Annotated in this window: 10 protein-coding genes; all 10 read left to right on the forward strand. The window is 67.1% G+C overall.

Going from position 1 to position 12,471, the window contains the following annotated elements; translation table 11 throughout:
* Positions 1–152: 152 nt before the first annotated feature.
* Positions 153–1,835 (forward strand): BCCT family transporter, encoded by a 1,683-nt coding sequence (locus tag ATO11_RS02280; RefSeq protein WP_050529189.1) that lies wholly within the window; start codon positions 153–155, stop codon positions 1,833–1,835.
* 118 nt (positions 1,836–1,953) lie between these two features.
* Positions 1,954–2,619 (forward strand): site-2 protease family protein, encoded by a 666-nt coding sequence (locus ATO11_RS02285; protein WP_134643051.1) that lies wholly within the window; start codon positions 1,954–1,956, stop codon positions 2,617–2,619.
* Between the two features lie 32 nt (positions 2,620–2,651).
* On the forward strand, positions 2,652–3,851 hold the full coding sequence (locus ATO11_RS02290; RefSeq protein WP_050529420.1) for an aminotransferase class V-fold PLP-dependent enzyme: 1,200 nt from the start codon (positions 2,652–2,654) through the stop codon (positions 3,849–3,851).
* Between the two features lie 51 nt (positions 3,852–3,902).
* Positions 3,903–5,324 (forward strand): cryptochrome/photolyase family protein, encoded by a 1,422-nt coding sequence (locus tag ATO11_RS02295; RefSeq protein WP_050529191.1) that lies wholly within the window; start codon positions 3,903–3,905, stop codon positions 5,322–5,324.
* A gap of 85 nt (positions 5,325–5,409) precedes the next feature.
* Positions 5,410–6,618, forward strand: a complete 1,209-nt coding sequence (locus tag ATO11_RS02300) for an SAM-dependent methyltransferase (protein WP_050529192.1) — start codon at positions 5,410–5,412, stop codon at positions 6,616–6,618.
* Between the two features lies 1 nt (position 6,619).
* Positions 6,620–7,072 (forward strand): TrgA family protein, encoded by a 453-nt coding sequence (locus ATO11_RS02305; RefSeq protein WP_050529193.1) that lies wholly within the window; start codon positions 6,620–6,622, stop codon positions 7,070–7,072.
* A 1-nt stretch (position 7,073) separates the two neighbouring features.
* A complete protein-coding gene (locus ATO11_RS02310) occupies positions 7,074–8,165 on the forward strand; it encodes an NUDIX domain-containing protein (protein ID WP_050529194.1) in 1,092 nt (363 codons plus the stop codon).
* A 52-nt stretch (positions 8,166–8,217) separates the two neighbouring features.
* Positions 8,218–9,252 carry a cysteine synthase A gene (locus tag ATO11_RS02315; RefSeq protein ID WP_050529195.1) on the forward strand — a complete coding sequence of 345 codons (1,035 nt, stop codon included), beginning with the start codon at positions 8,218–8,220 and terminating at the stop codon, positions 9,250–9,252.
* A complete protein-coding gene (locus ATO11_RS02320; protein ID WP_082176097.1) occupies positions 9,249–11,696 on the forward strand; it encodes a DUF3772 domain-containing protein in 2,448 nt (815 codons plus the stop codon). The genes ATO11_RS02315 and ATO11_RS02320 overlap by 4 nt, the downstream gene beginning before the upstream one ends.
* A 25-nt stretch (positions 11,697–11,721) precedes the next feature.
* On the forward strand, positions 11,722–12,444 hold the full coding sequence (locus ATO11_RS02325) for an alanyl-tRNA editing protein (protein ID WP_050529196.1): 723 nt from the start codon (positions 11,722–11,724) through the stop codon (positions 12,442–12,444).
* Positions 12,445–12,471 lie beyond the last annotated feature (27 nt).

Genomic DNA, 12,471 nt, shown 5'->3' on the forward strand with positions numbered 1-12,471 from the left:
AAGAATTTTCGTGCAATCCGCACATTCAGGTCGTTTTCCTTGACAACTTCGGGGTGAACGAGGACGCTCTGACCCAACCCGGCGGCTCCCGGGGAGGCTTCTACATGCTCCGGGCGGCAAAGACCGGGTGCGTCACAGACAGGGAGCCAAAAATGTCAGTGAAACCACCTCTCATGGATTTGCCCATAAGCACCGCCGATAGCGGGTTTTATTCGGGCTTCAGCAAGACCGTGGCCATCGTGTCGAAGATCATCGTCGCCGCGCTGGTGGTCTGGGCCATCGTCTTTCCAGACCAGGCGGGATCGGTGCTGAACGCGCTGAACAGCTTCATCCTTGCCAACACCGCCTACTGGTACGTCTATATCGTCGCGTTCTTCGTGCTGCTGTGCGCGTTCCTCGCGATCTGGCCGACCGCCGGGCGGCTGAAGCTCGGCCTCGACAGCGACGAACCGGAGTTTTCGAACTTCTCATGGTTTTCCATGATGTTCGGCGCCGGGATCGGCGTGGGGATGCTGACATGGTCGGTCGCCGAACCGGTCTATCACTTCCAGAACAACCCCGACGTCATCAAGGGCGCCGTCGAAGGCAGCACGGCCGAGGCGATACGGTCGGCCTACAAGTGGTCGTTCCTGCACTGGGGCTTCGGCGCGTGGGCGTGCTACGCCATCGCGGGCCTCGCGCTTGGCTTCTTCTGCTACCGTCGCGGCCTGCCGCTGACGATGCGGTCGTCGCTGACGCCGCTCTTCGGCAAGTCGCTGTCGGGCCCGCTGGGGCACCTGATCGACATCGTCGCGGTGGTCGCCACCATCCTCGGCGTCGCGCAGACACTGGGCTTCGGGGTCGAACAATTCGTGGCCGGTCTCACCCGGATCGGCATCGGCGGACTGATCGGCGAGGGCGGCACGGCCAACACGTTGGGCGTGATCGTGGCCATCGTCATCATCATGGCGGCCTCGACCATGTCGGCGCTGTCGGGTGTCGGCAAGGGCATCAAGTGGCTGTCGAACCTGAACATGGGCCTGTCGATCTTCCTTCTGACCTTCTTCCTGCTGTTCGGGGCCACCTTCTTTGGCCTGCAATCGCTGGTCGTGGGTATCTGGGATTACATCATCGCGCTGCCCGAGATGCTGTTCACCGTGTGGCGGTCCGACGGGGTCGAAGGCTCGGTCGCGAGCCAGCTGGAAAGCTGGCAGGGCGGCTGGACAGTGTTCTACTGGGCCTGGTGGATCGCGTTCGCGCCCTTCGTGGGGCTGTTCCTTGCGCGCATCTCCAAGGGCCGGACGATCCGCGAATTCGTGCTGGGCGCGATCATCGTGCCGTCGCTGATGTGCTTCGTCTGGTTCACGTGGGCCGGTGGCACCGCCATCGACCTGACGCTGAACGGCGATGCGGGTGACGCGATCTTCGGCGCGTCCGACGGCGACAAGATCTTTGCCATGGTGATCCACATGCTGGGCGCCGCGTTCGGCTGGATCATGTCGATCGTGATCGTGATCCTGCTGATGACCTACCTCGTGACCACCGCCGACAGCGCGGTGCTGATCGTGAACACGATCAACGCGGCGGGGGACGAAGGGCCGAAGGCACAGCCGCATATCTATTTCTGGGGCATCGCCCTTGGTGGTGTGGTTGCGGCGCTGCTGATCGCGGGCGGCTCTGGCGGCGGCGGTCTCAAGGCCATCCAGACGGCCATGGTGATCGGGGCCTTCCCGTTCTCCATCGTGATGGTGCTGCAGGGCATCGCGCTGGTGAAGGCGATCTACAACGACGGTCGCCGCAACGCGGTCGGGATTGCCACCACGCATGACCAGGCCGCCTCGGCCCCGGCCGAATAAGCCTTCCTCCGGGCCCCGCCACCTGCGCGGGGCCCGGACTTTCGGACGACCCCCTCCCGAACACGCTTTCGGACGCGGCCCGCGCCCGGTACACCTGCCACCACGTACAGGAAGGCAGATGATGTTCGGACCCGACACTCCCATGTTTGCGATGCGCGGCCCGTGGGGCGTGCGGATCGAGGTCGGGCGCAGCCTGTTGCTGCTGGTCGGCCTGTTCGTCCTGATCGGCATGAACAGCGGCAATATCGCCGTCGCGCTGGCCTTTGCCGCCATCATCATCGGGTCGATCCTGCTGCACGAACTGGGGCACGCATGGGGATGCGTGGTGCAGGGCGTGCCGGTGGCGCGGGTCGTGCTGCATGGCGGCGGCGGGTTCTGCCAGCCTGCCCGCACCACCACCGCGCGCGAGGACGAGGTGATCGTCGCCATGGGGCCCGTCGTCACGGCGGTGCTCTGGGCCGTTCCGGGCCTGCTTGCGCCGCAGGTCTCCGCGCCGCTCGTGGCCTGGGGCCTTGGCATGCTGTCCTTCGTGAACGGGCTTCTGCTGATCTTCAACCTGCTGCCGGTGCAGCCGCTCGACGGGGGGCGCCTGCTGTTGCTGGGGCTCATGCGCGTGCTGCCGCGGCAGGCGGCGGTGCGCGTCGCGGGAGGGGTGGGGCTGGTAGCCTGCATCCTCTATATCCCGGCGCTGATCTGGGCATGGGCGACGCTGGGGCTGATCCTGATCTTCTTCCCCTCCTTCCGCCTGCACTGGCGCATGCTGCAGGCGCGCATCGGCGATTGACGCCTGCGCGGGCTTTGCGCCAAATGCGCGGCATGACACTCGACCTCTCCTTCGTCCGCTCGCAGTTTCCCGCCTTCGACGCGCCCGCGCTTGAAGGGCAGGCCTTCTTTGAAAATGCCGGGGGCAGCTATACCGCGCGCCCGGTGATCGAGCGGCTGATGCGGTTCTATACCGAGCGCAAGGTGCAGCCTTACGGCCCCTACGCGCCCTCCCGACTGGGCGGAGAGGAGATGGACGAGGCGCAAACCCGCCTCGCGTGTCTCATGGGCCTTGACCGCGACGAGCTGCATGTCGGCCCGTCCACCACGCAGAACGTCTACGTGCTGGCGCAGGCCTTTGGCGAGTGGCTGGGGCAGGGCGACGCGATCATCGTCACCAACCAGGATCACGAGGCCAATACCGGCGCGTGGCGCAGGCTGGCGTCGCGCGGAATCGAGGTGCGGGAATGGCGGATGGACCCGGCCACGGGGCATCTGGACCCCGAGGCCCTGGAGGGGCTTCTGGACGAACGCGTGCGGCTGGTCTGCTTCCCCCATTGTTCCAACGTGGTCGGAGAGGTGAACCCGGTGGTCGAAATCACCGCGCTCGCCCATGCCGGCGGGGCCTTCGTCTGCGTCGACGGCGTGTCCTATGCCCCGCACGGCATCCCGGACGTGGGCGATCTGGGCGCTGATATCTACATGTTCTCGGCCTACAAGACCTATGGGCCGCACCAGGGTGTCATGGGTGTGCGCCGCCCGCTGGCCGAGATGCTGCCGAACCAGGGTCACGGGTTCAACGCGGGCAGCCTGACCAAGCGGTTCACGCCCGCGGGCCCCGACCATGCTCAGGTCGCGGCGCTGGCGGGCATGGTCGATTACTTCGATGCGCTGGCGGCGCATCACGGCACCGACGCGGCAGGCGTGCACGACCTGATGCGCGCGCATGAAACGGTGCTGCTGCAACCGCTGCTCGACTGGGCGCGCGCGCGCAACGACGTGCGTCTGCTGGGCCCCTCGGATGCGGCCACCCGCGCGCCCACCGTCGCGCTGGAGGTCACCGACCCGGCGGGCAAGGCGGCCGCACTGGCCGAGCACGGCATCATGACCGCGGCCAGCGATTTCTACGCCGTGCGCCCGCTTGAAGGCATGGGCGTTGCGCCCGATCCGGGCGTCCTGCGGCTGAGCTTCGTGCACTACACCTCGCGGGACGAGATCGACCAGCTGCTCGCCGCGCTCGACGCGGTATTTTGAAACCGAACGCCGCCTCCGGTCGTATGTCAGTCAAACCGGGCAGGGGCATGCATGACTGACACGACACCGATCCTTTTGTGGTACCGCCGCGACCTGCGGCTGTCCGATCACCCGGCGCTTGATGCCGCCGCCCGCGCCGGGCGGCCGGTCATCCCCGTCTTCATCCGCGATGGCGTGGTCGATGCCTATGGCGCCGCGCCGAAATGGCGGCTGGGGGAGGGGCTCGCCGCGCTCGACGCCTCCCTGCGCGACGTGGGCAGCCGGTTGACCTATCGCTCGGGGCGCGCGCTCGACGTGTTGCGCGACCTGATCGCCGATACCGGGGCCACCTCTGTCTGGTGGACGCGCGGGTACGACCCCGACATGCGCGACCGCGACACCAATGTGAAGGCGGCGCTCAAGGAGGACGGGATCGACGCCAAATCCTTCGGCGGTCACCTGATGTTCGAACCGTGGACGTCCGAGACCAAGACCGGCGGGTTCTACAAGGTCTACACGCCGTTCTGGAAATCCAACCGCGACCGCGACGTCGACGCGCCTTTGGCCGCCCCGTCGCGCATCCCCGCGCCCGATACGTGGCCCGACAGCGAGGCGCTGGACGACTGGCGGCTCGGTGCGGCGATGAACCGGGGCGCGGAGGTGGTCGCGCGCCACGCCAACGTGGGCGAACGCGCGGCCTCGTCCCGGCTGGGGGCGTTCATCGCGCATGGCATCGACGGCTACGACACCAATCGCGACCTTCCGTGGAAGGACGGCACGTCGAACCTCAGCGAGAACCTCGCGTTGGGAGAGATCAGCCCGCATACCTGCTGGCATGCGGGCCAGCGCGCCATGCAGGACGGCAAGGCCGGGGCCGAGACCTTCCTGAAGGAACTGGTCTGGCGCGAATTCGCCTATCACCTCGTCTATCACACGCCGCGCATCGTGTCGGGCAACTGGCGCGAGGACTGGGACGCCTTCCCGTGGAACACCGACGAACGCAAGGCCGAGGTCAAGGCGTGGAAACGGGGCCGCACCGGCATCCGGTTCGTCGATGCAGGCATGCGGGAGATGTACGTGACCGGCCGGATGCACAACCGCGCGCGCATGATCGTGGCCAGCTACCTGACCAAGCACCTTCTGACCCACTGGCAGGTCGGCCAGAAGTGGTTCGAGGATTGCCTGATCGACTGGGACCCGGCCTCGAACGCGATGGGCTGGCAGTGGTCGGCGGGGTCGGGGCCGGACGCCACGCCCTATTTCCGGGTCTTCAACCCGGTCACGCAGCTCGACAAGTTCGACAAAGACCGCGCCTATGTCGGCAGGTGGCTGGCCGAGCCCTATTCCAAGAAGGCGCCCGAGGCGCTGTCGTACTTCGACGCGATCCCGCGCAGCTGGAACATGTCGCCCGACGACGACTACCCGCAACCCGTCGTCGCCGCCGACGAGGGCCGCAAGCGCGCGCTGAACGCTTACGAGAAGCGCGACTTTTGACGTCCAAGATGTTGCGAACGCATGAAAAACCTTGCGCGGCGGGCCGGAACCGTCGCAAGGTCTCCGTCACATTGGGGAGAGCACGATGATCCTGACCACGACCGAGGGGCAGAGCGATCTGCCGCGTTACCTGTCCCGCGTCTTCGCGATGGCCTGCGAGATGAACAACGGTCGGCTCGATTTCGTGCTGCCGGATGGCCGCACCTTCCGGGCCGAGGGGCGCAATCCCGGCCCCGTCGGCGTGTTGCACATCCACAACCCCGACATCTTCGCGCGCCTGCTGCGCGAGGGCGACCTGGGTTTCTGCGACGCCTATCTCGACGGCTGGTGGTCGACGCCCGATCTGCAGGCCTTCATGGACCTCGTGCATGCCGACAACGAGAACATGTATGACGGCTTTCCCGGCATGGGGCTGGTGCGCGCCTATGAGAAGCTGCGCTTCTGGCTGCAATCGAACTCGCGCGGGCAGGCGAAGAAGAACATCTCCTACCATTACGACCTCGGCAACGAGTTCTACGGGCTGTGGCTTGACGACACGATGACCTATTCCTCGGCGCTGTTCGCCACCGGGCAGGAATCGACCGAGGCCGCCCAGACCGCCAAGTATGCCAGCATGGTCGACCAGATGGGCGTGAAACCGGGCGACCACGTGCTGGAAATCGGTTGCGGCTGGGGCGGGTTCGCGGAATACGCCGCCAAGGAGCGCGGGTTGAAGGTCACCGGCCTGACCATCAGTCAAGAACAGTATAACTACGCCGTGGATCGCATTGAAAAGGCGGGACTTTCCGACCAGGTCACGTTCAAGCTGCAGGATTACCGGGACGAGCGCGGCACCTATGACGGCATCGCCTCGATCGAGATGTTCGAAGCGGTGGGAGAGAAATACTGGCCCACCTACTTCAACACCGTCCGCGACCGGCTGGTGCCCGGCGCGCAGGCGACACTGCAGATCATCACCGTGCAGGACCGCCGCTGGGACGTCTACAAGCGGGGCGTCGATTTCATCCAGAAATACATCTTTCCCGGCGGCATGCTGCCCGCGCCCTCGGTTCTGAAGGCAGAGGTTGAAAAAGCCGGTCTAAGTGTCGAGAAATCCATCGAATTCGGCGAAAGTTACGACATCACGCTGCGGCGCTGGCACGACACGTTCAACGAACGCTGGGACGAGGTGCGCGCGCTGGGGTTCGACGACCGGTTCCGCCGGATGTGGAATTTCTATCTCACCTCTTGCGCGTCGACCTTCCGCTTCGGTAACTGTGATGTGACCCAGATCACGATCCGCAGGCCCGCCTGACATGTTTCCCACCGCCGCCAAGCTTGTCGCCGCCGTCTGCCTCGGGGCGCTCGGCTGGTATGTGTCCGAACTCATCAAACCGCTGGTGACCGAGGCGAAGGTGATCACCGCCTTCGGCTGGTTCAGCGTGGTGAACGCCGTGATCGGCGCGATCGTCGGCTGGGTGTTCATCGGCAGCCGCGCGGGCGGGGGCATGTCCGCCGCCATCGGCATCGGCATCACCGGCATGGCGCTGATGGTGCTCTGGGGCCTCGGCCTGCAGGGCGCGAACGAGATGATCGCGCTCGCCATGAAGAACCGCTACGACGGCCCGGTCGAGGCCGTGACCGCCGTGTTCGAGCTGTCCATCGAGTATTTCTTCCTGATGTCCACGGTCGAGATCTGGATGACGCTGATCGTCGGCGGCATCGTGTCGGGCATCGCCGCGGAGTTCGCCGCCCGGCGCTGGCGCTGACATGGCCGACCTGCGGCTGCCCGCCGATCTTGCGTGGGTGTTTCTTGTGTCGCACGTGGTCGATGCCGATCACCCGCTGCGCCGCGTCACCCTGAAGAACTACGTCACGCGGCTGCACGGGGCGGCCGAGGTGCCGGTCTTCGTGCCGCGTGACGGGGCCGAGACCGAGGCGGTCGATTTCCGCGGTCTCGCGCCCGAAGAGGCCCTGCGCATCGCGCGCCTTCTGACCATTCTCACCGGCCACGACCAGCCCGATCCGCTGGTCGGCACCGCGCCCGTCGTGGGCGAGGCGACCGCGCCGGTGCCCGCCGACTGGACCAAACATGCGGGCCGCATTCTCGCCGAGGCGATGGGCGAGTTGCTGGCGTGGCACGACCGCAAACCACCCGCGCGCGTTGCGCGGATGTTGCCGATGATGCGGATGCGGGCCTGGGCGCGGCTGGGGGCGCGCGGCGAGGGACCGCGCGACATGGGCCAGCCGCCGACCAAGGCGCGCGTGCAGATCGACCATCACCGCCACGCCTATGCCGATTTCTTCGCGATGCACGAATACGACCTGCGATTCCCGCGGTTCGACGGCTCGATGTCGGACACGGTGACGCGCGGGGTCTTCCTGTCCTCGGACGCCGCGCTCCTGTTGCCCTATGATCCGGTGCGAGACCGGGTGCTGCTGGTCGAACAGTTCCGCATCGGCGCCGCCGCGCGCGGTTCGGCCAACCCGTGGGTGCTGGAGCCCATCGCCGGCCTGATCGATCCCGGAGAGACCGCCGAAGAGACCGCCCGCCGCGAGGCGCGGGAAGAGGCGGGGCTGGATCTGGGCGCGCTGCACGTCGTCTGCCGCGCCCATCCGTCACCCGGCGCGGGCACCGAGTTCTTTCACAAGTTCGTGGGTCTGGCCGACCTGCCGGACGACGTGACGGGGCAGGGCGGGCTCGACAGCGAGGCGGAGGACATCCGGTCACACCTCTTCCCGGCCGAGGATTTCCTGGCCCGGATCGATGGCGACGGGTTCGTCGCCGGTCCGCTTGTCCTGATGGGCCTCTGGCTTGCACGGCACCGCGCGCGGCTGCGGGCAGAGGCCGGGGCCGCTTGAACCCCGCCAGCGCCGGGCGTAGACCGGTGGCCAAAGCCCAAGGAGCCCGCCCATGCGCATCGCCCGCAACCTTGCCGACGCGGTCGGCAAAACGCCCCTCATCCGCCTGACCGCCGCGTCCGAGGCGACGGGCTGCGATATCTATGGCAAGGCCGAGTTCCTGAACCCCGGCCAGTCGGTCAAGGACCGCGCGGCGCTGTCGATCATCAACGACGCGGTGGCGCGGGGCACGCTGCAACCGGGCGGCACGATTGTCGAAGGCACCGCAGGCAATACCGGCATTGGCCTTGCGCTGGTAGGTGCGTCGATGGGCTACAAGACCGTCATCGTGATCCCCGAGACGCAGAGCGAAGAGAAGAAAGAGATGATCCGCCTCGCCGGGGCGGAACTGGTGCAGGTGCCAGCGGCGCCCTACCGCAATCCCAACAACTACGTGCGCTATTCGGGCCGTCTTGCGGAAAAGCTGGCCGCGACGCTGCCCAATGGCGCGATCTGGGCCAACCAGTTCGACAACGTCGCCAACCGGCAGGCACATATCGACACGACCGGGCCGGAAGTCTGGGAACAGACCGGCGGCAAGGTCGACGGCTTCATCTGCGCCGCCGGGTCGGGCGGCACCGTGGCGGGCATGGGCGCGTACCTGCAGCCCAATGGCGTCAAGGTGGGCCTCGCCGATCCGATGGGCGCGGCGCTGCACAGCTATTACACCACGGGTGAGCTGAAATCCGAGGGCGGCTCGATCACAGAAGGCATCGGGCAGGGGCGCATCACCGCGAACCTCGAAGGGTTCACGCCCGACATGTCCTTCCAGATCCCCGATACCGAGGCGCTGCCGATCGTCTTCGACCTGCTGCGCCACGAGGGGCTGTGCATGGGCGGCTCGACCGGCATCAACATCGCCGGCGCGATCCGCATGGCGCGTGAGATGGGGCCGGGCCACACCATCGTGACGATCCTGTGCGACTATGGCACGCGGTACGCGTCCAAGCTCTACAATCCCGATTTCCTGCGTTCCAAGGACCTTCCGGTGCCGGACTGGATGACCGAGGACAGCGCCGACATTCCAGAGGTTTTCGTCGAGGCATGAGCGCCGTTTTCACCCCGCACCACCTGTTGCGGCGACTGGCCGCCCTGCTTGTCGCGCTGATCCTGTCGACCGCGATGGCGGTCGCGCAGCCTGCCGCAACGGCCGAACCGCCGGATTACGAGGCCTGGGCCTCGACGGCGGAGCGGGCAGAGGCGACGCTGGAACTGGGGCGCGCGTCATCGACCGCGCTGGAATCGCTGCGCGCGCAGATCGTGACCTTCCGCGAGAGTTTCCTTGCCGCGCAGAACACCAACGCCGCGCGGATCAAGACCCTGCGGGACCAGATCGCGGCGCTTGGCCCCAAGCCCGCCGAGGGAGAGACCGAGGCCGCCGACATCGTCGCCCGGCGTGCCGACCTGAACGACCAGCTGGAACGACTGCTGGCGCCCGTGCGGCGCGCCGAAGAGGCCTATTCCCGTGCCAACGGCCTCGTGACCGAGATCGACCGCACGATCCGCGAACGACAGGCCGACGCGCTGTTCACGATCGGGCCGTCGCCGCTCAACCCCGCGAACTGGACTGCGGCGCTGACAAGCCTGTCGACCTCGGCGGCGACCATCGGGCGCGAGGTCGTGCGGGCGTGGCAATCCGAGGCTCAGCGTGCCGAGTTGCGCCGCAACCTGCCGTTGATCGTCGCCTATCTCCTGATCGCGGCTTCGCTGGTGCTGCGGGGCCGGTTCTGGATGGCCCGGCTCGAAGCCTTCCTGTTCCAGCAGTCCGGGCGCGGGGCGACCTTGTGGGCGATGCTGGTGTCGCTGGGCAGCATCTTCCTACCGCTGATCGGTCTCTATTTCCTGACCGAGGCGATGTTCGCCACCGGGCTCTTCGGGTTGCGCGGCACGTTCATCCTGACCAGCGTGCCGATCTGGGGCGCGATCATCCTTGCCGCGCGCTGGCTGGGGGACCGGCTGTTCAACCATGATGCCGAGGTCGCGATCCTGCCCGGCACGTCCGCACAGCGGGCTGAGGCGCGCACCTATGTCACCGCGCTTGCCGTTTTGTACGTCGTGCGCGAGGCGATCGTCGAAATGGGCGGGTTCGACCGCTATTCCGAAACGACGGTGGCGATCCTGCAGGCGCCGGTGACCGTCCTGACGGGCCTGATCCTGTTCCGCTTCGGTCTGCTTCTGCTTGGTGCCATGCGCCGCGTGCATGACACGTCGAGCGAGACCGATGGCAGCAACGAGGCCGCCGACCGGCAATTGCGCGGCCGCCTCGTGCGGTTCATCGCGCGGGCGACCTCTGTCGTCGGCGTGGTCGGCCCGATCCTTGCGATCATCGGCTATGACACGGCGGCCGACCGCATCGTGTCGCCTTCGGTCCTGACGCTGGGTCTGCTGGGGCTTCTGTTGGTACTGCACACGCTGACGCGGGCGATCTATCGCTTCGTGTTCCGCGCGCCGGATGCCGACAGCCTGCTGCCGATCCTTGCCAACTTCCTCCTGACGCTGGCGATCATTCCGCCCCTGTCGCTGATCTGGGGCGCGCGTGTCGCCGACCTGACCGAGATGTGGTCGCGGTTCCGCGCCGGGTTCCAGCTGGGTGACACCCGCATTTCGCCCACCGACTTCCTGACCTTCATCATCGTCTTCGTGGTCGGCTTCATGATCACGCGGCTGGCGCAGGGGGCGTTGCGCACCTCGGTCCTGCCGCGCACCAAGATCGATACCGGCGGGCAGAACGCGATCATTTCCGGCCTCGGATATGTCGGGATTTTCGTCGCCGCGCTGATGGCGATCACCACCGCGGGCATCGACCTGTCGTCGCTCGCCATCGTGGCCGGCGCGCTGTCGGTCGGAATCGGGTTCGGCCTGCAGACCGTCGTGTCGAACTTCGTCTCGGGCATCATCCTGTTGATCGAACGGCCCATCGCCGAGGGCGACTGGATCGAGGTCGGCGGCTACATGGGCATCGTCAAGGACATCTCGGTCCGCTCCACCCGGATCGAGACGTTCGACCGCACCGACGTGATCGTTCCCAACGCGGACCTGATCTCGTCCAACGTGATCAACTGGACGCGCGGCAGCCAGGTGGGCCGGGTGCTGGTGCCGGTGGGCGTGGCCTATGGCACCGATACCCGCAAGGTCGAGGAGATCCTGCTCGACATCGCGCGCAATCACCCGATGGTCCTGCTGACGCCCGCACCAGCGGCGGATTTCATGGCCTTCGGCGCGGATGCGCTGGAATTCCGCATCCGCGCCATCATCCGCGACATCAACTGGCTGGTCGCCGTGCGGAACGACATGAACCACGAGATCGCCAAGCGGTTTGCCGAGGAAGGGATCGAGATCCCCTTCGCGCAGCGCGATATCTGGATCCGCAACGCGCAGGACTTGGCAGGGCTGTCGCAACCGGGCAAAACACCGCCCAACACCGAGGACGAGGAGGCCGAGGCCGCAAGCCCGCCCGGCGAGGGCGGCAGCGGATCCACCGGCGACGCGTAACCGGCGCGCAGACGAGGGCCACGCCATGACAGACCTGCTGTTCCGCAGCGATCCCTACCAGCGGGAGGCCGAAACCACCGTGCTGGGCCACACCGCCGAGGGCGGCATCCTGTGCGATGCAAGCCTCTTCTACGCCACGGGCGGCGGCCAGCCGGGCGACAGCGGCACGGTCACGTGGGAAGGCAACAGCCTGCCCATCGCGACCGCCGTGAAGGTGCGCGACACCGGCGACATCGCGCTGGTGCCGGGAGAGCCGGGACGGCTCCCGCCGGTGGGCGCGACGGTGGTGCAGCAACTGGACTGGGACCGCCGCCACCGCCACATGCGCGTGCACACGGCGCTGCACCTTCTGTCGGTCGTCATACCGCTGCCGGTCACCGGTGGTGCGATCTCGGCCGAGAAGGGGCGGCTCGACTTCGACATGCCCGAGATGACGCAGGACCGCGACGCGCTGCAGGCGCTTCTGACCGACCTTGTCGATCGCGACTTGCGGGTGACCGAGGACTGGATTTCCGAAGCGGACCTCGCGCGGCAGCCGGATCTCGTGAAGACGATGTCGGTCGCGCCGCCCAAGGGCGCGGGCACGGTGCGCCTGATCCGTATCGGGGAGGGCGACGAACAGGTCGATCTGCAACCCTGCGGCGGCACCCACGTGGCCCGCACGGGCGAGATCGGCGCGCTGAGGCTCGGCAAGTTCGAGAAGAAGGGCCGCCAGAACCGCCGGGTCTATTTGCACCTCGACAGCTGACCGCGAAGGGGGTCGGCTGACGAGCAG

Source organism: Pseudaestuariivita atlantica (assembly GCF_001205715.1).
GTDB classification, from domain to species: domain Bacteria; phylum Pseudomonadota; class Alphaproteobacteria; order Rhodobacterales; family Rhodobacteraceae; genus Pseudaestuariivita; species Pseudaestuariivita atlantica.